General features: G+C 43.3%; 23 protein-coding genes, 1 tRNA gene and 1 pseudogene. 12 read left to right on the top strand and 13 right to left on the bottom strand.

Annotated features, from left to right (window positions below):
* Positions 1-7 precede the first annotated feature (7 nt).
* Entirely contained in the window at positions 8-955 is a 948-nt protein-coding gene (locus MKY98_RS25530; protein ID WP_069012250.1) for a polysaccharide deacetylase family protein, read from the top strand.
* A 74-nt stretch (positions 956-1,029) separates the two neighbouring features.
* On the opposite strand, the gene MKY98_RS25525 is transcribed toward MKY98_RS25530, so the two are convergent.
* The 3 genes from MKY98_RS25525 to MKY98_RS25515 all read right to left on the bottom strand — a co-directional run bounded on the left by MKY98_RS25525 (position 1,030) and on the right by MKY98_RS25515 (position 5,204).
* Positions 1,030-2,157, bottom strand: coding sequence for a glycoside hydrolase family 88/105 protein (locus tag MKY98_RS25525; RefSeq protein ID WP_069012249.1), 1,128 nt, complete (start codon positions 2,155-2,157; stop codon positions 1,030-1,032).
* 49 nt (positions 2,158-2,206) lie between these two features.
* Positions 2,207-3,739 carry an MFS transporter gene (locus MKY98_RS25520; protein ID WP_069012248.1) on the bottom strand — a complete coding sequence of 511 codons (1,533 nt, stop codon included), beginning with the start codon at positions 3,737-3,739 and terminating at the stop codon, positions 2,207-2,209.
* A gap of 112 nt (positions 3,740-3,851) precedes the next feature.
* Positions 3,852-5,204, bottom strand: coding sequence for a right-handed parallel beta-helix repeat-containing protein (locus MKY98_RS25515; RefSeq protein WP_069012247.1), 1,353 nt, complete (start codon positions 5,202-5,204; stop codon positions 3,852-3,854).
* 331 nt (positions 5,205-5,535) lie between these two features.
* On the opposite strand from MKY98_RS25515, the gene lepB reads away from it, so the two are divergent.
* The gene (gene lepB / locus MKY98_RS25510; RefSeq protein WP_029518758.1) at positions 5,536-6,156 is read left to right on the top strand and encodes a signal peptidase I; all 621 of its coding nucleotides are present in this window, start codon (positions 5,536-5,538) and stop codon (positions 6,154-6,156) included.
* Positions 6,157-6,250: 94 nt separating this feature from the next.
* Here lepB and MKY98_RS25505 read toward each other — a convergent pair whose 3' ends face one another.
* Together MKY98_RS25505 and MKY98_RS25500 are read right to left on the bottom strand one after the other, a co-directional pair.
* The gene (locus MKY98_RS25505; RefSeq protein WP_039271872.1) at positions 6,251-7,081 is read right to left on the bottom strand and encodes a carbohydrate ABC transporter permease; all 831 of its coding nucleotides are present in this window, start codon (positions 7,079-7,081) and stop codon (positions 6,251-6,253) included.
* The gene (locus MKY98_RS25500; protein WP_029518756.1) at positions 7,081-7,977 is read right to left on the bottom strand and encodes a carbohydrate ABC transporter permease; all 897 of its coding nucleotides are present in this window, start codon (positions 7,975-7,977) and stop codon (positions 7,081-7,083) included. Before MKY98_RS25500 ends, MKY98_RS25505 begins: the two co-directional genes overlap by 1 nt.
* A 121-nt stretch (positions 7,978-8,098) precedes the next feature.
* On the opposite strand from MKY98_RS25500, the gene MKY98_RS25495 reads away from it, so the two are divergent.
* The 7 genes from MKY98_RS25495 to MKY98_RS25465 all read left to right on the top strand — a co-directional run bounded on the left by MKY98_RS25495 (position 8,099) and on the right by MKY98_RS25465 (position 16,945).
* Entirely contained in the window at positions 8,099-9,964 is a 1,866-nt protein-coding gene (locus MKY98_RS25495) for a cache domain-containing sensor histidine kinase (protein WP_069012246.1), read from the top strand.
* Positions 9,957-11,603 carry a response regulator gene (locus MKY98_RS25490; protein ID WP_069012245.1) on the top strand — a complete coding sequence of 549 codons (1,647 nt, stop codon included), beginning with the start codon at positions 9,957-9,959 and terminating at the stop codon, positions 11,601-11,603. Before MKY98_RS25495 ends, MKY98_RS25490 begins: the two co-directional genes overlap by 8 nt.
* Before the next feature lie 106 nt (positions 11,604-11,709).
* Positions 11,710-13,014, top strand: coding sequence for an ABC transporter substrate-binding protein (locus MKY98_RS25485; RefSeq protein WP_029518753.1), 1,305 nt, complete (start codon positions 11,710-11,712; stop codon positions 13,012-13,014).
* Between the two features lie 319 nt (positions 13,015-13,333).
* Positions 13,334-14,362: an NADH:flavin oxidoreductase/NADH oxidase gene (locus MKY98_RS25480; protein WP_029518752.1), complete on the top strand. Its 1,029-nt coding sequence runs from the start codon at positions 13,334-13,336 to the stop codon at positions 14,360-14,362.
* Between the two features lie 190 nt (positions 14,363-14,552).
* On the top strand, positions 14,553-15,479 hold the full coding sequence (locus MKY98_RS25475; RefSeq protein ID WP_069012244.1) for an ABC transporter ATP-binding protein: 927 nt from the start codon (positions 14,553-14,555) through the stop codon (positions 15,477-15,479).
* Positions 15,472-16,182, top strand: a complete 711-nt coding sequence (locus MKY98_RS25470; protein WP_069012243.1) for an ABC transporter permease — start codon at positions 15,472-15,474, stop codon at positions 16,180-16,182. The genes MKY98_RS25475 and MKY98_RS25470 overlap by 8 nt, the downstream gene beginning before the upstream one ends.
* A 28-nt stretch (positions 16,183-16,210) precedes the next feature.
* Positions 16,211-16,945: an ABC transporter permease gene (locus MKY98_RS25465; protein WP_069012242.1), complete on the top strand. Its 735-nt coding sequence runs from the start codon at positions 16,211-16,213 to the stop codon at positions 16,943-16,945.
* Between the two features lie 204 nt (positions 16,946-17,149).
* Here MKY98_RS25465 and MKY98_RS25460 read toward each other — a convergent pair whose 3' ends face one another.
* The 5 genes and pseudogenes from MKY98_RS25460 to MKY98_RS25445 all read right to left on the bottom strand — a co-directional run bounded on the left by MKY98_RS25460 (position 17,150) and on the right by MKY98_RS25445 (position 21,960).
* The gene (locus MKY98_RS25460; RefSeq protein WP_208332567.1) at positions 17,150-20,740 is read right to left on the bottom strand and encodes a family 14 glycosylhydrolase; all 3,591 of its coding nucleotides are present in this window, start codon (positions 20,738-20,740) and stop codon (positions 17,150-17,152) included.
* A 306-nt stretch (positions 20,741-21,046) separates the two neighbouring features.
* Positions 21,047-21,205: pseudogene (locus MKY98_RS25455) on the bottom strand (hypothetical protein); the annotation flags it as partial.
* Between the two features lie 174 nt (positions 21,206-21,379).
* Positions 21,380-21,592, bottom strand: coding sequence for a hypothetical protein (locus MKY98_RS25450; RefSeq protein WP_025719390.1), 213 nt, complete (start codon positions 21,590-21,592; stop codon positions 21,380-21,382).
* A 31-nt stretch (positions 21,593-21,623) separates the two neighbouring features.
* Positions 21,624-21,857: a glutaredoxin family protein gene (locus MKY98_RS27145; protein ID WP_069012240.1), complete on the bottom strand. Its 234-nt coding sequence runs from the start codon at positions 21,855-21,857 to the stop codon at positions 21,624-21,626.
* 31 nt (positions 21,858-21,888) lie between these two features.
* Positions 21,889-21,960 (bottom strand) — tRNA-Cys (locus tag MKY98_RS25445).
* Between the two features lie 138 nt (positions 21,961-22,098).
* Between MKY98_RS25445 and MKY98_RS25440 the strand changes: the two genes are divergently transcribed.
* The 3 genes from MKY98_RS25440 (at position 22,099) to MKY98_RS25430 (ending at position 24,371) form a co-directional block, all read left to right on the top strand.
* Positions 22,099-22,326: a hypothetical protein gene (locus tag MKY98_RS25440; RefSeq protein ID WP_025683859.1), complete on the top strand. Its 228-nt coding sequence runs from the start codon at positions 22,099-22,101 to the stop codon at positions 22,324-22,326.
* A 1,119-nt stretch (positions 22,327-23,445) separates the two neighbouring features.
* Entirely contained in the window at positions 23,446-23,994 is a 549-nt protein-coding gene (locus MKY98_RS25435) for a sigma-70 family RNA polymerase sigma factor (protein WP_029518746.1), read from the top strand.
* A 131-nt stretch (positions 23,995-24,125) separates the two neighbouring features.
* Positions 24,126-24,371 carry a helix-turn-helix domain-containing protein gene (locus MKY98_RS25430; RefSeq protein WP_029518745.1) on the top strand — a complete coding sequence of 82 codons (246 nt, stop codon included), beginning with the start codon at positions 24,126-24,128 and terminating at the stop codon, positions 24,369-24,371.
* Positions 24,372-24,531: 160 nt separating this feature from the next.
* Here MKY98_RS25430 and MKY98_RS25425 read toward each other — a convergent pair whose 3' ends face one another.
* From MKY98_RS25425 to MKY98_RS25415, 3 genes are read right to left on the bottom strand one after another with little or no spacing between them, the layout of a single operon-like run.
* The gene (locus tag MKY98_RS25425) at positions 24,532-24,837 is read right to left on the bottom strand and encodes a hypothetical protein (RefSeq protein ID WP_029518744.1); all 306 of its coding nucleotides are present in this window, start codon (positions 24,835-24,837) and stop codon (positions 24,532-24,534) included.
* Positions 24,819-25,895, bottom strand: coding sequence for an anti-sigma factor (locus MKY98_RS25420; protein WP_029518743.1), 1,077 nt, complete (start codon positions 25,893-25,895; stop codon positions 24,819-24,821). The genes MKY98_RS25425 and MKY98_RS25420 overlap by 19 nt, the downstream gene beginning before the upstream one ends.
* A complete protein-coding gene (locus MKY98_RS25415) occupies positions 25,882-26,388 on the bottom strand; it encodes a sigma-70 family RNA polymerase sigma factor (protein WP_029518742.1) in 507 nt (168 codons plus the stop codon). Before MKY98_RS25415 ends, MKY98_RS25420 begins: the two co-directional genes overlap by 14 nt.
* Positions 26,389-26,706: the final 318 nt, after the last annotated feature.

Raw genomic sequence — 26,706 nt, 5'->3', positions numbered from 1 at the left:
TAAGCTAATGGAAAAGGGCTATTCACATAGTAGAACGAGTGAGCACCGCTTGAAGAGGAACAGAAGAAGGCTGATACTGATTGCTATTATATTATTTGTGGCAGGCTGCATTACTTTCATTGCGATAAAGGTTTCGGATAGTAAGCCACACGCGCCGACCCAGGAGCTTGCTAAAAAAACGGATTCCGGATCATCAAACGTTAAATCCAGCGCAGGGGCAAAGGGTAAAGCGGCCTCTCCAAAAAACGATCCCGATGTAGAAGACGGTGCCTTTGTTGAAAAATATTTAAATCAGCAAATGCTAGGACAAATGCCCGATGGAGCTGATGGTAAAAAAGTGGCCTACTTATCCTTTGATGACGGACCATCCGTGACGGTCACACCTCAGATATTGGATATTCTGAAAAAGCAGAAGGTCAAGGCAACTTTTTTTATTGTAGGTAAAGAAGCCAATGAAAATGAGCATACCAGGAACCTTATCAAAAGAATTGTCAAAGAGGGTCACGCGATAGGAAACCATACGTACTCACATAATTATAAATATTTATATCCGAACAGACGAGTAAATACGGATCATGTTATGCAGGAGATCGAGAAGAACAATCAGGTTCTAAAAAGTATTCTGGGGCCAGAATTCTCCACCAGAATGATCCGCTTCCCTGGGGGGCACATGACATGGAACAGAAGAGATCCACAGGGAATGGCTGCTCTGGATAAGGTTTTGCGTCAAAAGGATTACCATCAGGTGGACTGGAATGTATTAACGAAGGATGCAGAGGGAAGATCCAAGAAAGCACCGGCACTAATCAACCAGTTTATAAGGTCAGTCAAAGGTCGAGAAAAAGCAATTATACTCATGCATGACACCTATGGTAAAGAAGAAACAGCAAAAGCATTGCCGCAAATTATAGAATACCTGAAGAAACAGGGATATGAATTTAAGGTTATGAAGTAGGATATATAGGAGAAAAGGACGGGGCTGATCGCCACCGTCCTTTGTGCTATCTAAGAGTATATAGTCCGCATCGTTTAGGTGCGCTCCGCTTCACCCATCGCCTGAATGAAAGCGCCAATACCTTTGGGATCGTTAGTTATAATCGGCTCACTGATATAGTAAGCGAAGGTACCGTCCCGACGATCTTTACCACCCAAACCGCTTACTTGCACCGTTTTGTTCAGATTCACGAGTCCTTCTTCAGTAATCGTGATAAATTCATCGATAATTCCCTTACGGATGATTTCTGCCTCTTGACGATATTGCTCTGGCAGATAGCCTTTGCGAACGCCCTTGGCAATAGCATAAAGAATCATGCAGGAAGCAGAGGCTTCCAGATAGTTGCCTTTCACATGGCCCAGGTTGAGCACTTGATAAAAGACTCCACTTTCTTTATCACGCACTTTCAGCAGGGCTTCCAGTGTTTCCGTCAGCATATCGATCAGGACAGGACGGTCTGCATGATCCTCTGGAATATAGTCCAGCACGTCAACGAGTGCCATAACGAACCAACCCATCGAGCGTCCCCAGAAATTTTTGGAACAGCCTGTTTCCGGGTTGCACCAAAGCTGCTCACCCTTCTCATCCCAAGCATGGTAGAGCAGACCCGTTTCAGGATCACGCGTATGCTTGTAGCAAAGCTTGAATTGTAGGGTCACATCGTCAAACTCTGACGGATCTCCGAATTCGCGGATAAATTCAGCGTAGAACGGGGCACCCATGTACAAGCCGTCGAGCCAAATTTGATACGGATAAATTTGCTTATGCCAGAATGCGCCCTCGCTTGTGCGTGGGTGTTTTTCCAACTGACTGCGTAATTGGTAGGCAGCCTTTTTGTATCGTTCATCTCCTGTGGCACGATACAGAGAGAAGAGCAGCTTGCCGTTATTCACGTGGTCAATATTGTACTCATCTACTTTATAGCGCTGAATTACGCCATTTTCGTCAACAAAATGATCCATATGTTTTTTTATAAATTCCATGTACTTGGGATCGCCTGTCAGTTCGCCGACCCATTCCAGACCTCTGTAAATCACGCCATGGTCATATTCCCATTTTTCATAAAATTCCGGGCTCCGTTGTAGAACGGAATCGCTCATACGTACAGCCCAAGAATCTGTTTTTGTAGGGCTGGGGGTTGGTTGTGATGTTGGATTTGCCATGATACAGTCACCTCTTTAGTAAATGTTTAATCTGTAATTGTTATTGTTGTTACATAGATGGAGTGTGTGTCTTAGGGTCAACGGGTTTGTTCTTGAAGCCCACATTATTGTTACCCCAGCACCGATCGTAATGGAAACCTGTCAGTTCCTCGAATACCTTCCGGGCTTCCGGTTTAGCTGATTTCATGGAACCACCGTTTTTGAGGCGGTCAATTTCGGCGATTAGCTTCTTGTGGCTGTCAATATCCAGCTTCATCACGACAGAAGCAATCATACCGATGATCGCGAGAACGATGGTACCGACCACGAGTACATAAAAGATGGCGTGCTGAGCAGCGACGGGCTGACTATCAGCCCCGGATACAAAGCCAAAGTGCTGTAACACCCAGCCGAGAATGAAGACGACAACGGCCCGCACCATTTTTCCGGCAAAAGTCATCATACCTGCATAAATTCCTTCCCGTCGACGGCCAGTCAACGCTTCATCCACATCGGCAAGGAACGTATATTGATTCCAAGGGATATAGTAGACGCCCCCTGTACCAAGTCCCATGAACAGTGTGATGACATATAGCCATACCATCGTATTAGAGGCTCCCGTTATATAGAGCAGGCCATAGCCTGCTACGCTAAAGCAAACGACAACGAGTGCAGCGATGAATGGCATACGGAATCCTTTACGCACACAGAATTGGATGAAGAAATAGGTAGAAATCAATTGAATGACAGAGTTAAAGCTATTCAGATTGGACACCATCTCCGAGCTTTGAAACAAGGAGAAGACAATAAAGTACGTAAAAGCAGAAGTAAACAGCCACTCAGCTGAAAAGCCGCCCAGGTACATCCCGAGATGATGACGGAACGTCTTGACCCGGAAGGTAGAGGAAATGTCGATAAACAACTTTTTCATCGAATCTATAAAGGAAAGCGGAGCTTCACCTTCCAGTTCCTTTTGCAGTTCCTCACTTGGACGTTCCCAGGAGTTTTTGTACAAGAATGCCATCGCAATCAGCAAAATAGCTGCAAAAACGAGACCGGTATAAAAGAAAGGCAATGGAGAGTCTTTGCCATACTCAGCAATAAAGCGACCAGGGATAAAGGCAGCGGCAAAATTGGCAATTTTGCCAAACATGGCCTTCCATCCAGTTAATCTGGAGCGTGCGCCGAAGTCGCGGGTCATCTCTGACGCTAGTGCTTCATACGGCACCATGACTGAGGTATACACCAGTTCAAACAGCACGTACGTACTCAGGTAATACCAGAAGCCCAACCCATCTACCCAAAGCATCGGATACACGAGCATCAGCGGGATACCCATCATGATGAAAAAGCGTCGTCTGCCGAATTTACGGCCCAAGCGGGTCCGGTGAAAGTTATCGCTGATAAAGCCCATGACCGGATTGCTGACTGCATCTATGATGCTAGCAACAGAGAAAATGGCCGCGGCCTGAACGGGAGACAGTCCGCAAAAGGTTGTATAGAAGTACATTAACCATGCACCGCTAATCGCAAGTGCGCCACTTCCCAGCATGTTACCGCTTCCATAGGCGAGTGTATGTTTCAGTGTGATTCTTCGTTCCATGATCTGTTCACCTCATATTTTGTCTGGTTATGAGGACAATCACCGGTCGCTATATTATGCAGAATTGTCTAAGTTGGTAGATGGGCCAGGGCGTCCTGATTAAGCTGGGCTTTTAACGTGCCCCTATATTTTTTCCGCTCGGAGTACCCGAGCCGATCAGATCGCTCCCTTTGGCCAGCTTAAGGAAATCACCTAGCTGGATGGAACCGTCTGCACCTCGAGTGATAGAAGGCGTGAGACTAACAAAGTCGTCTGCACTGACTACCAGACCTTTGGCATTCGTCGATTTTTTGTTTTTCCACCAAACGCTAGAGTTGTCTTGATCTGTACCGCTTGTTTTGTCACTGGCGCTTCCCTCAAAGGAAAGATTGTTAATGAACACGTGATCACCCTTGTCAAAAGCAAAATTACTTTGTCCATTGTCCCACGAGGTATTATTGGTCAACGTAATGCTGCCGGGGTTGCTATTGTAGGTGAAGCCGTGTTTTTTGTTCTGGAAAGCAATACTGTTTTTCACAATATGGTTGACTTTGATTTTGTCTCCACCCAGCTTAAAGCCATTGCCGTCGCTGTTCGCGGTAGACGTTCCATCTGCGGTCTGCCCGTTGTGGTGGGCCACACTGTTCAAGATGGTTACCTCACCGATAGGGCCTGTTTCTGTTTTGCTATACAAATCCCAACCATCGTCTACGTTGTACGCAGCCAAGCAGTTATCAAACACATTGCCTGATCCTACAGTCAATTTGGCCGCGAAGCCATCGGCATCCTCACCATTATCGGGATCAGCGTTATCATGAGAGTAAGAATTCAAAATCAAATTATTCGAAGGCCACTCACTAGTGGAAGCGTTAGGAGAGTAACGCCCAAGCTGAAGTCCAGTATCCCGGTTGTGGTGGGTTTCCACGTTTTCGATTCGGTTATTGCTACCGCCGATATAGATACCATTATCTCCGGCACCCTTTACTTCAAGGCCCTTTACCAGCCAAAAGTCTCCGTTAAGCTGAAGTCCACGATTGGCTGAACCAAAGGCTTGAGCAGAGAAATCAAGTACCGGCTTTTCACTACCGTAAGCGACCAACCCTTTGAGTGAGCCGTTATTGCCGCTATTTTCACGCTGAATTGTAATCGTTGAGGAGTAGGTGTAGTTGCCACCGCGCAGGTAAATGGTTTTACCAGGAGCAATTTGTGTAAGAGCTGCTTCGAGTGTGGTAGGACTAGATATGGTGCCCAGATTGGACACGTTACCATTTGGCGCCACATACAAATCTCCTGCCGCTAACGTTGTGGAGACGGTGGTTGAGTCAGTTGTACTAACTGCCTCTTCTGTGAGTGCGGAAGAAGGGGTGTCGTTGGGTAACGTATCTGCGTAAGCGGTTCCAATAATACAAGAAGAGGCGAAAACAAAAGAAACACTGAGTCTTAGAGCGTTAAATCCGTTTTTTGGACGATCATTCCGTTTAAACATGTAAATTCCTCCTCATTTGAGTTCTTATTTTAAAAGAAGATAGCATATATAAAAGTGGCTCATGCTGTCTTACCAGTAAAAACAGGACACCTCCTGGGGTGACAGATTGATCTAACCTATGTCTAATACGCTCTATGAAGTATATGCACAGTGTAATATATGTTAACGTTTGCATCAACAGTTTTTTACTGTTTTTTTAATGTTGTGAAAAAAAGTTCACACTTTTGTTTCAACTAAAAATGCACTTTTGTCAGACTGGGAAAATTTGATTATACTTAAACATTATACATATAATAGGAATGAAGACTGTGGGAAAGGGTGGTTTTAGCGCATGGAGAGTGGAAATCATTTGACAGATTCAACTGTCGAACAATTGCAGGAAAAGCAGCCAAGAGTGAAAAAGGAGATGATCGATTGGCTTAAGGCCATTATTGTAGCCATTGTGCTCGTGTTCATTATACGTTGGCTATTATTTGCGCCATTTATTGTTGAGGGAGCGTCCATGGAACCGAATTTCAAGACAGATGAACGAGTAGTCGTGAACAAGGTGATTTACGATTTTCGTGATCCCAAGCCGAGTGAGGTTGTTGTATTCCATGTGAGAAAGGAACAAAGAGACTTTATTAAGCGTGTTATTGGGGTGGCTGGCGATACGATTCGGTATCAAGGCGACAATCTTTATGTGAACGGTAAGAAAGTAGAGGAGTCATACATTCAGGGAGCTATTCAGGATGCGCACGCCAAGGGAGAACTATATAACAATGTGGACTTTCCAAATGGAACCATAACCGATTCCAAGGTACCTGAGGGGTATATTTTTGTGATGGGCGACCACCGCAATAATAGTAGGGATAGTCGTGCTATTGGCTTTGTTTCTATTAAAGATATTGTTGGCCGTGCGGATGTGATTTTTTGGCCGGTGGATAGCGCGCAATGGGTTAAGCATAAATAAGGCCAGAGTACAGGCATGGACATCACGAAGACAAGAGGACTTGCGTAAAGTTTACGCAAGTCCTCTTTGGGTCATCTGTAAGGGTGTAGTTGAATCAGCCTTTGACGGCTCCGGCAACAACGCCTTTGACAATGTATTTTTGCAGAAAAATAAATACGATAATCGAAGGCAGCACAGCCATTACCATCGCGGTCATGGCGTATTGCCAGTCGGATGTGTACTGTCCGACGAAGGTATAGGCGGCCAGCGTCAGTGTCTTAGTGCTGGGCGAGCCGTTAACCATGAGTAACGGAAGCAGAAAATCGTTCCAAATCCACATCACGTCGATAATGACAATGGTGGCGGTGACTGATTTCAGCAAGGGGAAAATTACGGAAAAGAAAAGCCGGAAGCCCGAGGCCCCATCGATTTTGGCGCTTTCGTCAATCTCGACCGGAATGCCCTTCACAAAGCCGTGATAGATAAACACGGCCAGCGGAGCGCCGAAGCCCCAATACAGCAAGCCAAGTCCCCAAGTGCTGTCTGCCAGATTTAAGTCTTTCGCTAGTCGCAAGACAGTGAGCATGATGGACTGAAACGGGATCAGCATCGGCATAATGCACAGCATGTAAATCACGGAGCTCCATTTGCTCTTGGTTCTTGCCAGCTTGTAGGCCGCGATGGAAGATATCAGTACGATACCTGCCAGTCCGACGACGGTAATAATGGTGTTATTCAGAAATAGGCGTGGATAGTCAATGAATTTCCATACATATACGTAATTATCCAGCGAAAGCTGCTTAGGCAGGGCAATGACGTCGGTCATGACCTCGGCGAAGCTTTTGAACGAATTGTTAATGGCGAGAAACAGCGGGTACAAAAATAACAGTGATAATACAATCATGCCCGCTTCTAGCAAAATACGTCCCGTACGGCTGCGTTGCATCAGGCTTCAACCTCCCTGCGTTTGAAAATAGACAATTGAATAATCGTAATGATCAGGACTGCAACGAATAAAATCAATGCTTTGGCTGTTCCGTAGCCATACAGATTGTTCTGGAACGTGTCCCGGTAAATATCATACGCAATGCTGTATGTCGTACCTCCCGGCCCACCGCCGGTCAGAGATAAAATGACGTCAAACACTTTGATTGAGTTGGTCAGTGCCATGAAGACTGAGATCGTAATGGAAGGTGCAAGCATCGGTAGAATAATACTGAAAAATCTCCGAATCGGCCCCGCGCCATCGACAATGGCAGCTTCTTTTAGATCCTCTGGCACAGATTGCAAGCCTGCAATATAAATGACCATGTAAAAGCCAATGGATTGCCAGATCGATACCGCCAAAATGGAAACAAACGCGAGCCCTTCCTCACCCAGCCAACTGAGCTGGAAGATGCCCCAGCCTGTACTGTGACCCAATGACTCAAAGCCTTGCATGAAGATAAATTTCCATATGAATCCAACAATTACAAGACTGAGGATATAAGGGATAAAGAAGGCCGCTCGCAACCAAGCTGAGCTTTTCAACTTCATATCGAGAACGAGCGCCAGCAAAATGGCCAGCACATTCACCAATACAATGTACAGGATGGCATACTTGACGGTAAACCAGGCTGCATGTGCAAAATTGGCGTCTCCAAGCAAGATTTGCTTGAAGTTATCCAGACCTACAAATTTCGGATGTTTGGATATGCCGTTCCACTTGGTCAGGGAATAGCGTATCGTCATCAAAAACGGAATATAAAATGCAATCGTAATGCACAAGATTACGGGCAGTGTGAATAAACCGAATTCCAGTTTACTGCCCTTGTCGCCCCGGGTTCCCCTTTTTTTCAGCATAACGCACCTCTTTTTCTCAACATTTTCCGCTCTTACGTTCCAAGCTGTTTAAGATATAATGAAAGTATAGGATAGCTCTAGGGCCGGACCAATGGATTTAAGAAAACAGTTGAGGGTAAAAATGTGTACGCTTTCAAAAGGGGCGATTATCATGATGTCAGAGCGTGTAAGAACGTTTCTTCGCTCTATGTGGAGGAGAATCACGCAAAAATTAGTGAACAAGCTCATTCTACTTTTTACCTCGGTGATTATTCTGGTGGTGGGCTCACTCACAATTATTTCCTATCAGATGATTGAAAAGGAGTCGGTTAACCATAGCATCGCCAGCACGACCAATAATCTGCTGCTGGTCAATCAGAATTTGGAGGATTACTTGGAGGGAATGCAGCAGTTGGCTCTTCCGCAGCTACGTTACAACGATATTATGAACGCGATTGCCAATGAGAACTGGGACTATGCTTCGAGAATGGTCATTGAGAATTACTTGCGCAGCATGTTTTATTCGCGTACCGATCTGGAAGCGATCTATCTGTACGTGGCGGACCGACATCAATACTATGTGGTGACCAGGGAGACGTATAACATTACGGTGCGCAAAGGAGTAAATACAGATATTCCCAAGCTTCCTTGGTATAAAGAGGCGATGGCCAGTACCACGAATGAATCATTTCAATCCTTTGTGGGGTCCCGCTCTGATATGGGCTATGTAGCGCCACAAGCCAGCTTTATGGCATACCATCGAGTGCTGAGGTCGATTGCATCCCGTCACCCGCAGGCGGTGCTGTCCTTTTATTACAATACGAGCACCGTGGATGAAATCATGCAGAACATTCCACTGGGCAAAGGGGACCAATTGATGCTAATGAGCCCTAAAGGGGTTCCCTTTTATGTGAACAGCTTTCCGCTATATGAGCGGATGCGTGATTCCGGAGTGTTGGCACAGATTGGCAAGGGAGGAAGCGGGCGAGTAACGTGGTCTGATCGCAGTGGCAATCAGGAGTATTTGGTCGTCTATGATGCTGGCGAAAAGGATGGGTGGCAGCTCATTAAGCCCATCCCATACCGCCAGATTTATGAAGCAGCTACGACAACACGAAACTGGAGCTATGCCATTGGGGCTTTATTTTTAGGTGTGTCTATTATATTAGTGACACTGACCTCGAACGCCATTACCCGACCTTTACATAAGCTGTCCACCCAGATGAAGCAGTTTAGCACCGGAGATTTTGGAGCAACAGCTCCTGTGAAGGGACATGACGAGATTGCATATTTGTCACTGCATTTTAACGAAATGGTTCAAAGAACCGAAGAACTTATTAATGAGCGCTATCGCATGAAGCTGGTCGAAAAGAACGCCATACTCAAGGCGTTGGAGGCTGAAATTAATCCTCATTTTCTGTACAATGCCCTGCAAGCCATATCCACACAGGCATTAAAGCGGGAGATGTTCGATATGGCGGATATGGTGGATGCGTTGGCCCAAACGTTACGGTATTCCATCAACGGCAAGGATATCGTAGCTGCCCGCGAGGAGCTCAAGCATATTGAACGATATATAGGTCTGCAAAAAGCAAGATTCGGGGCGAGACTGCGGGTCGAAGTGGTATGGGAGGAAATGCTGATGGAGCTGCCGATTCCAAGGTTATCTGTGCAGACGTTGGTGGAAAACGCTATCAAGCATGCGTTGGAAAAAGTATCAAGCGATATTCTGATCGTCATTTCAGCCGATTCGAGTTCTACAGATGCAAATGCCACAATTGCAGTCAGGGACAACGGGCCTGGATTTTCAGAGGACAAGCTGAGACTGGTGCTGGATTCATTCCATGAAAAATGGGAAGAACGGGAGAGTGAGCATATTGGTTTGAAAAATCTGAACACACGGTTGAAGCTTTTGTATGGAGATCAGGCAGGATTATTCATCCTTACGGATGAAACGGGAACGGAAATGAGAATGCAAATTCCCCGGGGAGGAAGTAGTCATGTATAACGTATTGATTATTGACGATGAAGAGCCGTTGCGCGAAGCCATTCGTATTATCGGGGACTGGGACCGTCTGGGGATCGAACATATTTATGAAGCGACGAATGGAAGATTGGGACTGGAGCTGCTGGGTCAGCACCCTATAGATGTGGTGATGGTCGATATGAAAATGCCTGAGCTGAACGGTATCGAATTTCTCCGTGCCATCGAGAAGGCATATCCCCATCTGCTGACGATTGTCATTAGCGGCTACAACGACTTTGAATTTACACGGCAGGCGATTCAATCCCGGGTGGTGGATTATCTGCTCAAGCCTATCAATCGTCAGGATCTGAACCAGGCACTGCGCAAAGCAGTGGACATTCTGGAAAGCCGAGAGCAAAGCAAAAACAAGTCCATTAGCCAGAACATTACGCTGAATATGTCACTGCCGAAGCTGAAAGAGAAGCTGTATTTGTCCATTTTGGACGGTAGCTTTAAAAAGCAGGCCAATACGGCGTTGCTCCCATTAATCGGAGCGGATCAGCCGGGGAATCGCTTTGGGGTGATCGTGCTGCGGCTGCTCAACAGGGATGTGATCCGCAGGACACGTTTTCATGGCGATGTCGATCTGATGGATTTTGCTGTAACGAATGTATTAGCGCAGACATCAGATGAACGGTTGAGTTGTTTTAGCTTCCCCCATCCGCGACGGGAGCGCGAGGTCATTTCGATCTGTACCCTGGCCCCAGGGCATGAAGAACATATGTCCCTCCTACTGGCACAAGTGGCACAGAAGGCGGTTGTGAACCTGCATGGGCTGTTCTGTATGGTAGTAGCGGCCGGAGTGGGCAAGCTCTGTACAGACGTAGTGGAGCTGGCTTCTGCCTATAGGGATGCCAAAACGCTCATTCACAGCACGGATGTATTGAAGCTGGAAGGGGAATCTATTCTCCATACGGTGCCCCGGCAAATGGCTGCGTCAGAGGAAATGTCATGGACGGAGCAACTGTTGTCGATCCAAAAGGATGCTCAGACAGGTCAGGCAAACCGGGCAAAGGTACTGCTGGGTGATCTGCTGAAACAATTGGCAACAGGTCCTGTTTTCCGTTTACAAGATGCTGATCGATTGATGCGGGAGTTCCATTTTCTACTGAAAGAGGCAGCGATTGAGTTGGGTGCGTCTACATCAGCGTTGAATCAAGATGGAGCTTTGGAAGAACCGGAGCACATGGGGGAAAGCGATTTGTCTGCTGATTTTACGAGCTTTGTTCACTACGGTCAGAGATTGAATCGGATGCTGGAGCTTTACATTGCTGGGGTCCAACATGCTCAAGCGGGGAACCAGCCCTTTGACATAACAGACATCAAAAGGCACATCGACCGTTATTATTTTGAGGATATTAAAATTTCGTTCTTTGCTGAAACCTTTTTTTTGAGTCGGGAATACTTGATGAAGCTGTTTAAGCAGCAGTTTGGTTACGGTATTCACGAATATGTACAGAAGGTTAGGATGGACAAGGCGAAGGAGCTGCTGGGCGATTCCAGCCTGAAAATACAGGAAATTTCGGATATGCTCGGCTACAAGGATAAAAATTATTTCAGTAAGGCTTTTCGTAATTATTATCAGGTGTCACCGTCTGAGTATCGTGTGAGCTTGCAATAAACCACTTTTTTACCCTTAATGCTTCACTAATCTGCCTTTTTAAATTGGAGTATATTTTTTAGAATGATCGCATGGACGTTGATCACAAACAAATGGGGGAGTATCCATGTTAAAGAAGATGATGGCGTTATCCGGCAGTTTGCTTTTGACGGTCGGTTTGTTGAGCGGATGTGGAAGCAGCGGCGGCACGGATGCGTCGAAAGAAAGTGCTGGCGGCAAAAAAGATTTGAAAACGGTTACAATAAATATGTTCACAGCCTCACCGGAGTATACCGATGCCTTTAACGCGTATATCGAGGAGTATAAGAAGGTCAAACCTAACGTGAAGATCAATTTGGAGATCATGCAGGCAGACTACAACACGATTCTGAAGTCGAAAATAGCTTCAGGTAGTACACCGGATGTATTCCAAACGACGGCAGGAGGCGACATCGACACGTATGCGGATTATAGCGCCGATCTGACCAATGAGCCGCTAGCAGCAGCCATGACGGATGCTGTTCGAGCGAATATGAGTTCCAGTGACGGCAAAGTGCTCGGACTCCCGGTGAAGGGGAACCTGTTTTCGTTGATTTACAACAAAGATTTGCTTACCAAAGCTGGGATAACCTCCCCGCCAAAGACGATTGCAGAAATGCAGGACGCGGTCACCAAGCTGGAGGCGAAGGGCATTACTCCATTTGCCAACGCATATAAAGAGTGGTGGGTATGGAAGCACATCTTCATGCACTATGTAGATGCTGCTGCACAGGATGCAGGCGTGGAGTCGAAGCAGCTCGTTAGTGATTTTATCGCAGGTAAAGCAAAAATCAAGGACTACCCAGTGCTGTACAACAACTTCTTTAGCTTCATTGATTTGACGGTGAAACATGGCACAGATAAGCCGCTGGAACGGGACAGCAATGCGGGAGTAAGTGATTTTGCATCTGGAAAAGCTGCATTTATGACGGGTAAAGGTGCGTGGGATGAGGAAGCGATCAAGAAAATTAACCCTGATCTCAAGATTGGCATCATGGGATATCCGGTGAGTGACAAAGCGGATCAATCGGTCATCATTACCGGTGCAGATCAGGCGCTGCGTATCAATAAGGATTCCGAAGTATCGAAGGAAACAATTGAATTCTTCAACTGGCTGTACACTTCGGAATACGGTAAGAACTGGTTCTCCCAGGTAGCGAAGGTGATTCCTCCAATTAAGGATGCACCGCTTCCTGATCTGGAAATGCCTAAGGAAATGGAAAGCATTTTGAAAACGTCGAAGTCCGGTGATCTGTCTGTTAACTACTCCTTGGATACATTCCATCAAAAATTTGGCGAGCTGATGCAGGCTTATATCAGTGGTAACATGAACAAGGATCAGGCGGTTGCAGAGATTGAGAAGGCATGGGTGCAATTAGGTTCAGCACAATAAAACTGGTTTCGCAGAGGCGTCCGTAAGGGCGTCTTTTTGTGTTAGAGTTAGGAGGTCGAGAGAGTGTGAACAAAAAAATATTTAATAATATTTAAATATTTACTTGCAAAAAGTTATTAGGTTGTGGATAATAGATTGTGTGCAATACATCTACAACCTTACGATATACATAATGACTGCACGGTGCAAATACGAGGGAGGCCCCGGTTGGGGAATCTCTTTATTTCGTTTGGACTGTGCCGATTGTGCTTATAATAGACCGTGTAATTTGGAACGCATTTTTAGTTATGTGGTAGAGATGAAAAAGGAGATGAGCGTTTTGAAGACTTCGTTGTTTACACCGTATACAATCAAAAATTTGGAGTTAAAGAATCGTGTGGTCATGGCACCGATGTGCCAATACTCGGTCACAGCCAAGGATGGGATTCCGAATGATTGGCATCATGTTCACTACCTAAGCCGAGCAATTGGAGGCACGGGGCTGATTATTATAGAAATGACGGACGTGGAACCGGATGGACGAATTACCGATTATGATCTGGGCCTTTGGTCAGATGAACATATTCCGGCTTATAAGAAGCTGGTTGACGGTATTCATGCGCACGGGTCCAAGGTAGGCATTCAGATTGCTCACGCGGGCCGTAAAGCTGAGGATGCAGCAGAGCCGGTCGCTCCCTCGGCCATCGCATACCCGGATGCGAGTTATAAGCAGCCGCGCGCACTGACCACAGAGGAAGTCCGTGGCATGGTACAAAAATTCGCAGACGCCGCCCGGCGTGCGGTTCAAGCGGGCGTGGATACGATTGAGCTTCACGGTGCACATGGTTACTTGATTCACCAATTCCATTCGCCGGTTACAAACAAGCGTGATGACGTGTATGGTCAGGAGCTATCCCTTTTCGGCGTTGAAGTCATTCAGGCTGTGCGCAAGGAAATGCCTGCGGGTATGCCGTTAATCTTCCGCATCAGCGCGGTGGAATATGTAGATGGTGGATACGATGTGGATCATGCTATTGAGCTGAGCCGAGCATATCAGGCTGCAGGCGTAGACGTGATCCATGTCAGCTCGGGCGGAGAAGGACCGGCAGGCGCCAGAAAGCCAGGCAACTATCCGGGCTATCAAGTGCCGTTTGCTCGCCAAATCCGCGAGGCGCTGAACATCCCAGTCATCGCCGTTGGCGCACTGGATGAACCGGCCTTGGCGCAGTCTGTTATCGGCAATGAGGATGCCGATCTGGTCGCTGTGGGACGCGGATTGCTGCGTGATCCATATTGGGCTACTCATGCAGCGGTGGCACTGCGCGGCGAGAAGCCTTCCATACCTGAACAATATCAACGTGGCTACTGAGGCCTAAGTAATCCCACGTTGTTTATATATAAACAAGGCACCTGCAACGAAGTGTACGCTTCGTCAGGTGCCTGTTTTGTTTTTATCGGGATAATGATTGGCAAATGAATAAATGTGATGGTTTTTACATTTTGTGGATGATTCAATCTGTATAATAATTATATTTGGTGTGTATAGGAGGATGAAAGAAATGCAGTATGTTATTGAAACGAAGGGCCTCCGCAAACAGTTCGGGATGTCGGTAGCTGTAGACGATATTTCCTTACACGTGGAGCGTGGCAGTATCTACGGTTTCCTCGGTGAGAATGGGGCTGGCAAAACAACGACCATCCGCATGCTGATGAGGCTGATTGAGCCTACAAGTGGGGAGGTTTTTTTATTTGGCGAGCGGTTGGAGACGAATTATCCATCTATCTTTTCCAAAATTGGAACGATTATTGAAACACCAGGTTTATACGAAAACCTGAGTGCGCGTGATAATCTGAGAATATGCTGTAAGTACATGGGAATGAAGGATGATGGAAGAATAGAACGTACCTTAACCACGGTAGGTTTAGAGCATACCGGTAAAAAGAAGTTCAAAGATTTTTCCCTAGGGATGAAGCAAAGATTGGGGATTGCGAGGGCGCTTGTTCATGACCCTGAGTTGCTCATATTGGATGAGCCAACAAACGGACTGGACCCATCTGGAATTAAGGAAATTCGTCAGCTATTGAAGCGGTTGTGCGAGGAAGACGGGAAAACAATTCTTATTTCCAGCCACATCTTGAGCGAAATTCAGCAGTTAGCTACACACATCGGGATTATACATAATGGAAAACTGTTAGCGGAAGATCGTTTGAGCCGGTTAGAGGAAGGCTTTGAGCAATATACAGATGTAAAGGTAGACGATGCAGAAGCAGTGCAAGCATTTCTGCAAGAGCACATGAAGCAGCTTCAATCTAATGTGATATCCCCACAACAACTAAGAATTCATAGTCCGATTGAAAATACATCTGCGTTAAATAAACAGTTAATAGATCATCAGTTTTCAGTTTATGAGATACACACCACAAAGCAGACGCTAGAGGAGTACTTTTTGACTCTCATTTCAGGAGAGGGTGGGCGACGTGATTAGAGCAGAGCTCATTAAGCTTAAAGGCTCTAAAGCCTTCTTGTTGAGTTTTATAATATTGCTGGCTGTTGTGTTGCTGATGTTTGGATTGAGCGCTATTTTTTACAGATATTCAATTGATAATCTGGGTTGGGACTACTATTTTACAAATATTGTTTCCTTGGTCAATATTGCAGCGGGATTTATCAGCTATTACATTTTAACGGGTCATATTTTTGCAAGAGAGTATCAGGAAAACACGCATCTATTTATGTTTACCACGCCTGTCACCAGGGTTAAATTTTATTTTAGTAAATTGATCCTTATTTATGGATTTATAATGGTGTCCTTATTTCTCGTTCTGTTTTTGTCTGCCTTATTAGGCATGTCCATTACAAATCGACCTTTAACGATGGCTATCTGGGTATATCAGATCCAAGTATTTGCCAAAATGTGTGCAATGCATGCGATGTTGATCCCGATTGCCTCTTTTTTTGCTATACGCTGGAAGAGTATCATGGTGGTTGTGCTCGTAGTTTGTACTGCTATATTTTTGAATTTTATATACAAAAGTGAATGGTATCCTTGGATTGTGCCCTATCTCTTATCTCCTAATGAAAGAAATGCGACTATACCTACCAATGTTTCAATAGCATGGTTCAGCTTATCCGTGACCTTTCTTCTTGGATTGTTTTTATCCATATGGACATATCAAAGAAAAGACTAAATGGAGAGTTTTTGAGAGGAGGGTTACTATGCTTGACCTGGTTAAAGCAGAGTGCTTGAAGCTGAAAGGAACTAAAATTCTATTTCTAAGTGTGTTTATTTTAATAGCAACCGTATTTTTGACTTTTAGTACTTACGCCATAAATCCTAAACTTTCCTTGGATCGTGACGGGTGGAATGAATACTTTATGGATTTTGTATCCTCCGTTAATTTAATAACTGGGTATATGAGTTACTACATTTTGACCTGCTATATCTATGCGAGAGAGTATCAAGAGAACACCCATATTGCCCTGTTGACAAACCCGGTTCAACGAACTCGGATTTACTTCAGTAAGTTGCTCGTTATTTATATGTATATCGCTGTTAGCCTACTGATGGCATTTGTGCTATCTACAGTATTGGGTACGTTTATTACGACCAGACCGCTAACCTTTGAAATTGTTATGTATCAGCTTGGGGTATTTGCTAAGATGATTCTTATGCACGCTATGCTTATCCCGATCATCACGTTCTTTGCTATTCGCTGGAAAAAATTTGTACCCTCCATTATTGGGATGTGTACGGTTATGTGCTTAAATTTTGTTTTGATTAATACACCGGGGAATACCTTTTATCCATGGACAGTGCCGTTATTGTTTTCTCCCCATGTACAAATGGGCAGAACATTCACGTATGTCCCTGGAGGGGTCATCAGTATTTTCTTTATATTTGTGCTGGGACTTTTTTTAGCGTTGCGAGGTTATGTTCGTATAGAAAAATAAGTAGAGTATAACAAAAAGAAATAGACCGCCCTGGAGAGGGGAACACGGTCTATTTCTAATAGCTAGCCTTTTTCAGCCGACCGCTCTTCAAAGCGGCTGTTGCCAAGAGTAGGGATGTTACCAGCATCCTTGCTCTTTTTTAGTATATCCTTCTATCATTTATTTTAGCACATCTGAATAACCAGTGTAACTGAATAACGCTGTTTACTTGGTGAAAATTTTAACTTCCTTTGGAGCGAGAGTCACGGTGATTGAACCATTGTTAATCTGAACGGAGTCGTTGCTTAGCTGGTTGGTCAGGCGGGTTCCGTTGGACAGATTATCGAAGTTGCCAATCGTGCGGGTTTGACTATTCCAAGAGTTGTTGATAAATACGATGGCCTCGTCACCGTTTTTAGAGCGCTGAAAACTGTAAAAGGAGTCGTCCACCCATTTTTCCTTTTGGCTGCCGTTTTGCAGAGCAGGGTGGTTGTTGCGCACATTGTTCAGCTTAGCGATGTACTGATACAGGTCATGGTTGGAGTTGAAAGCCATATTCTCCCGATTGCCGGGATCATCTCCGCCATTAAAGCCTTGCTCAGTACCTTGGTAGATGATTGGAATTCCGCGTGATGTCAGAGTAAAGCCCAAAGCAGTTTTGAGCTGTGGCCATTTGTCATAGTTAGCACCCGGCTTGCCGGAGGCGTCATTCAGGAAACGTTTTACATCATGATTGTCAATAAATACACCGTTGGTCTGGGCATCGCGATAGTAACGATCATCGGAGTAGCGTTCCTTGATTTTTCTCATGGATTGATCGTGTCCGAAGACATCCTTGATTGTATAATACATCGGAAAATCCAATGCGGCATCGAGATACCGGGTGTAATCCCCCACATAAGCAGGGTCGCCATGGAAAATTTCACCCATGGTGAAGGTATTGGCGGCTTGGTCAAAATCCTTTAGAAAACCCTTCGGTACATGCTTGGCGGTATCCAACCGCAGTCCGTCGATGCCTGTCTCATTCAGCAGCCATTTGATCCAGTTTTTAAGCTCATTTGCGGTAGCGGGGTTTTCATGATTTAGGTCATCCAGTCCAGCCACATCACCGTTTTCAATTTTCCATTGGTTGTTAGAGTTGTAGTCCCCACCTGTAATTTCACCATTGTGATGATACCAATCTGTTTTATCAAAAGGAGCCTTGGCGATGCCGTTCCCCGGTTGGAAATCACCTGTGTGATTCACGACGACGTCCAGCATCACAGCGATATTTTTGTCATGTGCCTTACCAACCAGCTCTTTGAACTTGTCCATTGTACCGAGATGCCCGTCTACCGCATAAAAATCATACGTATGATAGCCGTGGTAAGCGTATTCACTCTTTTGCATCGTTACCGGAGTAATCCAGATCGCGGTAAACCCCATATTTTTAATGTAGTCGAGTTTGTTAATAATACCTTGAAAATCGCCACCATGCCACTTGCGTTGATCGCTGTTGTTGGAATTGAAGCCACCGTAGTTATCGTTGGACGGATCTCCGTTGCTAAATCGGTCTGTCATGATAAAATAAATGCTTTGTTCGCTCCAGTCTACGTTGAGGGGAGTTGGCTTGGAAAGGGTACCCGGATCTATAGGAGTGAAGGCGCCTAAAGGCGCCTCCGTTTGAGCAGTTACTTCAACTCCGTTAGAGTTGGGTGCATAGGTAGAAGTACTTACGTTTAAGGATACACCCGAAAGTTTTTCTGTTGGGATAGGTCCTGCCACTTCGTTGAGGTCGGTTGCGTAGGTAGAAGCCCCTACGCTGAGGACGCCCCCCGAAGGTGCCCCCGTTCGGATAGATCCTGCAGCCCCGTTCAAGCCGGGTGTGTAGGTAGAAGTTCCAGTGCTGAAAAGGTAGTTCTTCGAGTTATTGCTGTCCCAACTGTTATTGCCGTCATTAAAAGCAGCTTCCAATTGGGAGGCAGAACCGATATCAACGGTAATTTTGGCATAGCCGCTAATCTCGGCATCCTGCATTTTCACACCGGGTACGGCAGTCCAGTTTCCGTTAGCTGGGCGGTAGTGAATATAAGGCGAGTTAAAGCCTTTTTTGTAGTATACCGTTACCGTGTTAGTTGTACCGCCGCCATCCCCGGGAATCGTACCCGCTGGAGCGCCAGATGTGATCGTTCCCGCATTGCCGCTGTTACCGGGCGTGTACGTAGAAGTGCCCGTGCTGAAGGAGTAGTTTTTGGTGTTGTTGCTGTCCCAGTTGTTATTGCCGTCATTAAAAGCGGCTTCCAATTGGGAGGCAGAACCGATATCGACGGTAATTTTAGCATAGCCGCTAATTTCGGCATCCTGCATTTTCACACCTGGCGCTGCAGTCCAGCTTCCGCCAGCCGGACGGTAGTGAATGTAAGGTGAGTTAAAGCCTTTTTTGTAGTATATCGTTACTTTGTTGCCTGTACCGCCATTATTGTCAGGCTTGGCTTTGCTGATGATATATTGTTTGAATCCACTCAACTCACCGGTTGGTGAGCCATCATTGTTGACGAGATTGTTGATGCGCAATAACGTAAACCCGTGATAACCGAACTTCGTGATTTTCTCCTCGATTTTTTGGAAGCCGCTGCCGCCTGTCGGAAGTGCATTTTCACCATTCAGGCGAACACCCTTGGCATTCGCGATGGAGGAGACGGTATCAACCAGGGTGGACGGCAACGAATAATTCGGTGCTGAGCCACTGTCAGTCATCTCCAGGCAAGTGAATGTCAGGTCTAGATCGGCATCCTTGAATTTCTGAATGAGACGGTTGTAATCATAATATCCACCCGCTTGTTCTGTGCTGTGCGGCATAGCAGGATTGTTCATTTGCCAGTGCAGACCAGAAACTTTGGCCCCGATCCGGACACCAAACACAGAATCGAAGTTTTTGTGAGCCGCTGCTCCGATGACACCTAGATGCTTCTCAAGTACACTTTGGTACCACGACAGAAAATCCTTTCCATATGTGGAATTATATCCGCCGTTCGTGTAAAATCCGTCCCCATCGGTCGGTGGATTGATTTGGCTAAGGCTGGTAAGTTTGGTGCCCCAAGCAGCATTAATCTTGTCCAATGATCCGTACTTGTCATTCATAGCTGTGCGGAATGCATTTTTGGCTGTTTCAGTATAAGCTTGGAACTTGCCTCGTCCCGGGTAGCTCCACCCTGCTGCTGGATAGTAGGACGGATAGCGCAATTCCCCAGAAGGACCGCCGCTCAAATAAATTTTGGGAATGATACTTTTATATCCGGCAAAGTTTTCAGCGAATGAGGCATACAGCTCGTCATATTGTTTACCGGTTCCGCTCCACAATGGGGAGAGGGCTTCACTATTGGCATAGCCGCTTTCGTCCTTGAACTGCATTTCATCTGCACTGCCCTTGCTCGGCAGCCAGCTTGGCAGTGGGATGTTGCAGTCATCTCCCACATTTCCTCCACACTTATGCGTTGAGATGATAGGAACCCACTTCAGTCCCGCTTCCTTCACGGCATTTGCATAGGTCTTGTAGTAGCTCCAATCGAACTGGTTATCTCCTGCGCTCTCCACATAGCCCCACCAGACGTCGGTAGTGATGGCATACACGCCATTGTTTTTCAACGTTTGTAGCTGCTTTTTGAAGGCACCCCAGTCATTGATTTTCGCCAGCGGTCCCATAACGGAAGCTTGAAAATCATCTGCAACCGCTGCGCTCGCCGTATTAGAGGGTGAGCCAATGAAGGCGGTCAGAGACAGCACAAGGCTTAGTAGAAGCATACACCCTTTTTTCCATAGACTTCGATACAAGGTCAAACCGATCATCCTCCCCAAAGCATAGTCTAATTCGACAACATTTTGTAAACGTCTACAAAAATAGTATAAAGCAAGCGGTTGCATAAAAAGAAGAATTTATTGCGCACTCAAGGTGGACAAATATGACATTTTACGTAAGCAACCGTGTGCCTAAAAGTCTACAGGCAAAAAAATAAGGCATAGGTCTGAGGAAGACGCATGCCTTTTAGTGATGTGCGGATAGCCAAGCCAGTATAGGAGAAAATGAACCTAAGCGTATAAAGTCTTGTTCCAGTCTGTATGGAAAGTATTGCCGAGACAGCCTGCTTAATAAATAGGGCGATCCTTCTGGTCGGCAATGCCGCTTTTACGGTAGAAATACGTATTGATCCGATCCCGCCATTCTTTGGCATGCTCTGCCTGATGCTCCAGCCGCTCCAGCACCTGTTCATACATGGTATCATTCAGTTGCTCATACAAACTGATCTAGATGTCTTTGAGACGAGTGAAGTTTCCACGTTTTACACAAACCTATCCGAAGGAGTGTGTTCACTAACGAGTAATATATATTATGTGAAATTGAATATAATTGACAGACATTTCTCTCAGAAATAGCTTACTTGGAAGGTGTCTGCATGATTTTCCATTAGGATGCTGATATCACATAAGTGAATTTTTTTTTGAATCAAATTCATTTTTAGAGTTTCTTAACAGGCTAATCTTTTTAATCGTAGTATTAAGCTGATTCATTGAGTTGTCTAACTTATCTAATTTTTCTCCTAGAGTCTTCAAAATGTACCAAAGAAGAATAAAACATAGCGAAACGGGAAATCCAACATTTGTAATTAATGAAATCATTGCCTCTACACTCATAGATATCTTCCCTTCAGAAGAGATTTTGAAATTATAGAAGCGTCTCCCTAAGCTTGTTTGGATTGAATCCGCAGATAACTGTTTCTTTGCCAGATCTCTTTATGATTGTGTAGGGTACGCCTTTAATTTCGCGAAGTAACTTGAGATCATTTATATTGGTAATATCAATGTCAGTGAAATTGATCTTGTTGTCCTCCATCCACTCCTTAATTTTTTGGCAAAATTTACAATTTGACTTTGTGTAGATAAGTACCTCATTTAACATTACCTTTCTCTCCCATCGAATTAAATTAGCAAGGGGGTACCCGGATTTGAACCGGGGATGAAGGTTTTGCAGACCTTTGCCTTAGCCTCTTGGCTATACCCCCAAACTTAATTGGTGTTTGAGAAGTAAAGTGATAGTAGTTTTAAAAAGTACAACCCAAAAATAGTTTCTATTTTTTAGGTTGTTCTATCAATCCGCTGCCCCACTTTATTAAACATAAAATATTTTGGAGGCGATCCTGTTGGAAGAATTGCACGCTTGGAGATCAAGACATCATAATTTTAAAATTGAACTATTAAAGCTAAGTAAAAAAATAGAGGAAACTGAAAATCCTAGTGATATTTTGTTTTACCAGGAGATATGTGAGAAATATGCTTATCATCTTAAAAAAATTGAATCCGCGTGCTACGATAAAGTAGGTGTCACAATTTGTGGTTGTAACTTTAATCCTGAACATTGTACGGATTAGTGCTCCTTTCCTTTGATAAACCGTGAATTACAGTTGAACTCTTAAAATTTAGATTAAACGGATGGGGCATAATAGTGTTATGGAAGCGAGACGGCTGCTTTTAAAAATATTACCACCGAGCCTCCTGCCCTAATTATAGGGTTTAATTAAGCGGTATTAGGAAGGAGGAAAAGGGGCATGATCTAACTGAGTAGTAGTACTTGTAAGTTCAACTTAAATCATATAGCGAAAAGCCGCTTCCTCTTAGGAAGCGGCTTTTTTCATTTCTCAAAGAGCTAACGCTCATAAACATTTTATTCAAAACCTGAACCAAATGTTTTGTTTTTTAGTTAAGTGATAAATATTCAAAGCTTTTAAATTTCTATTTTTCTGTGTTCTTATCATGAATTTTTATATATACCCATTCAATCCTAAATTGCGATATTACCAGTTATGTAGAGAAAACTAAACTTTTTACGTCGTTTTATTAATTGGGGGTGTGCGAAAAAGGTTTTTTTCAGAACCATTTCCAGTCTGTCTTCTTCACCATAACATTAATTTCGAAAATCAGTCGTTGGTGTTTTGTAACGATTTTTTTGTTTTATTAAGGCGTATTTTCAACTCAAGTCAATCAAGTCATGTTTAGAGACATGGTCGATCCTCAAAATCGGTTGTTTCGGTCTGAGATACACTGCCCACTCTATACTGGCTCATGCTGATAAATATAAACAATCATCGTAACAATAGGCATCACAACAAAGTATACGAAAAAATTCTCCTACTTTCCATTGAGCTTCCCCATAGTGAAATAGTTTATACAGAGCCGTAATACTCCGGTAATCACTTCGCGATGTAAATGTTTTGTTTTCGTAGCAATAACTCTTTAATTCAGGCAAGATTATTTTTTAGTGATTAGTTATAAGAGGTTTTAAATAAGAAAATCCAATATTATACAATGTCCAAGTTAATTAATATAGCACGATTAGAATTCAAATTCTCACAAATAATCTCGATACTAAAGCCTTTCACAAGGTTTTTTAACAATTTTTTTAAAAAAATATCTTTTTAGACATTTATGGTTGTGGTTTCGCCAAGTTGTATCACTTTGATTAAACATACTGTTTATTTAGGAGGGAAATTATGAACTCTTACATACTAAATTTTACTGAAATTGTTAGCATTCTTTCAAGAAAAAAAATTATAAATGAGTTTTTGAATGACCCAGAGCACTATGCTTTATTCAAAGAAAGTATTATGTTTCCATCTGATGCTAATAATAAGGAACTAGATGAAAAATTCAAACAATTCTTTTTAGAACTTCGTTTTACAACCTATATATCATCTTTGATACATTATGCTTCGATAGATTTTGACAAGAAGCAAAGAAGAATCCGAAAAAGAAACGTGTTAATACCGGAAGAGGATTCACACAATCTTTTTAAGGATGTATGTACACAATATGAATTCTTGAAGGATAAGCGAACAGTTAAAATAGAAGACGTGGTAACGAGTTCAAAGCTACATAAAGCGATAAGTTTATTAACGGAAAAAGAAAAGAGTATTTTGAGTGCTTCATATGTCATGAATTGTTCGGATACTGAAATTGCTAAAAATAATAACGTATCACAGCAGGCCGTTTCAAAAACAAGAACTAGGGCATTAAAAAAACTTAGAGATTTTTTGGCGTAAAGTGGATTAATTATAGTACTGGATTATATAAAAGAACAGTACAGTCCAATCTGTTATGATCAATGGCATCAATCCTCAATACTCTCGGGAAAATAGAGCAAGTAATTCGTTATGTGAAGGGGAGAGAAGCAGTGAACTCTTTTATGAATCTAATTAAGAAAGCACAACAAAGAGACGCACGAGCAATAGCAACTATTATTGAAAAATTCAATCCCAAAATTCAAAAATCTCTTACACAGACAAAACCTCAAGATCGTAATGACTTAAGACAAGAAGTAAGCTTAAAATTAATTGAGGCAATCTATAGATATGACTTGAAATCAGTGCCTGGTTTTTGGGAATTTGTAAATAAAAAAAATGAAGAGACAGATAATTAAGTCTGGTGCTGTAAGCCGGGAATGTCTTGAGTGGGATATCAAAACATATTGCAATTTAAGCGACCAGTCGCCTGGAATCTATCGGCGACTGGTTATTTGGTTTTGTTTGAATGCGAATTAAGTTAGTAAATAGTGCGATGTATATATCAAATCTTTCGTATTATGGCTTAGGATTAATTGACCAAGAGAGTATTAATATCACGAAAGAGAAGAGGAGTACAAAAATATTCAGTCCAATCCCCCACCATGCATACATTTTAGATCGCCTTGTAAATAGTGCTACCATTCCCAAAAAAATTCCTAGTACTGGTATGCTATATAGTGCTTGAGGAAGAAAAAAAGAAGAGAGAAATAAATAGTTAATATTCAATTCAACTAATGAAAAAATACCGCACAAGAAAGATATCATTCCTATTATGGGGTGTAAAAGGGTTCTCTTTTTATTTTTTAAGAATGCCAATTCCATAACTCTACCTCCTCAACTTTTATTGTGCGCACCATTTTATTACTTTTAAGTTTTTTTAGTTCTTCAGATGGCCCAGTAACGACGACTCCATAGGTGAGGATTCCATTTTTCTTTATATAATCCAAACGTTTAGAGAAAGATGTATTCTGGTAGTATGGAAAAGTAGATATTAGCTTTTGTCGCTGAGCCAACTGTTCAACAATTTTAAGAAATATAGGTTCAATTCCTTGTTTAGCAACCTCAGCCTCGAAAAACGGAGAAAATAAATTGGCATCAGAATGCGTAGGGTACCCCAAAGGAATTATTTGTTCACTATTTTGTGAGTTCTCCACTCCTGAGTTTACTGCAAGCCACAGAGTATCAATACTTTTGGGGAGCTTATGTTCCACTTCTTGGGGAGAATACAAATCATCGAAAGAAATGTACAATTCGGCGACAGACCCAGAAGGCAAACCGTTTAAAACCTCCCACTCCTTATTTTTATCAAGATTCAGGTTGTTACTTGGGAAAATGAAATGATTCTTATTTGACTCAGATACAGGTATACTTGTGTTAGATTGCCGTTCCACGGCAGAAAATTGTTTCATTGTGTAATGCACTTTGATTGCCTCAGAATTAAGACTTTGCTTCCCAACACGTTTTAAAGTGTTAAAATTCGCGTCCATAGAAAAAAAACCGATTCTAGCATCAAACCCTTCTTCTAACATTGTATTAGGTTCAGTTACGTAGATTAAATTCCTAGTGGTGTCTAACAAGTCGTTAGCTCGGTTCTCTGTTCCGTAATATAAATAGGAACAAAGTGTTAGAACAGGTACAATTAAAAGTAAAATGGTTAGAACAATGAGGATTGTACTTATCTTTGCTTGGTATTTTGCTAATTTAATAATTCCTTTTGAAGCTTTTTCTTCAAAGTGTAAAGTGGTCCCGAAATCTAAATTAGCTTTTTTAAACAACTCATTGTATTCATTATTAGTCGCCTCTTGATCTTCTTTAGATGTTAAATTACTATTATTACTTTTTTTATCGAGAAATTGTTCGTTATCGTTATCCTTCTTCATGTAGTATGCCCCTCTTTTCAAGAATCGTTTTTAACTTTTTCCTCCCACGATAAATATGACTTTTTAAAGTGTTAAGATTTAACCCCAGCACTTCAGCTGCTTCGTGCATTTTGAATTGATGTAAATCACATAAAAGGATGGCTTGGGATTCTTTTTCGGGTAGAGTATGAATTGATTGTATTAACTGGCTTAATTGATCACGCTCTATGAACTGATTTTCCGGAGTATTGTTATCCAGTAATTCTAGTCCCTTAATTTCTTCAATAAGTGCATTTTTTTTGTTTTTTCGTCGTGTGAAATCAATAAATGCATGGTATCCAACTTTAAACAACCAAGCCTTAATATTTTCAATTTCATTATCCTCAAGATGTAAAAAGGCTCTAAAGAAAGTTTCTTGGACTAGTTCCTCTGCAACGAAATGATTACAGGAGAGGGAAAGCAGGTATCTATACAAGTCGTTAAAGTAGCTGGAGTAAAGAGTTTCTAGGTTCATTCTTTCCTCCTTTCACTACAACCACGAATGAAGACAGGAAAAAGTTGCAATAAATAATAATTTACTGATGAATTTTAAATTTATTTACATGCCGATTATTGTGGCGGTCCCAAAGAAGTAAATATTCAGCTTATGGTCTGATCATGTGAAATATAGTTACCAAAATACATTCGTGCAGATGAATCTCAATTTATTAACTCCTTCATCATAGCACAACCGAAATAGCTCAATTTGAATTCCTTAAACGGTAAGAGTGAAGAAAGATAACAATGATTAAATGACGGATTGTAGAGCCAGTGCAACAGCTCCTCTGTAAAT

The organism is Paenibacillus sp. FSL M8-0228, assembly GCF_038007385.1.
Taxonomy (GTDB): domain Bacteria; phylum Bacillota; class Bacilli; order Paenibacillales; family Paenibacillaceae; genus Paenibacillus; species Paenibacillus polymyxa_D.
The sequence above is the reverse complement of the archived record's forward strand: the minus strand, read 5'-3'. Positions and strand labels throughout refer to the sequence as shown.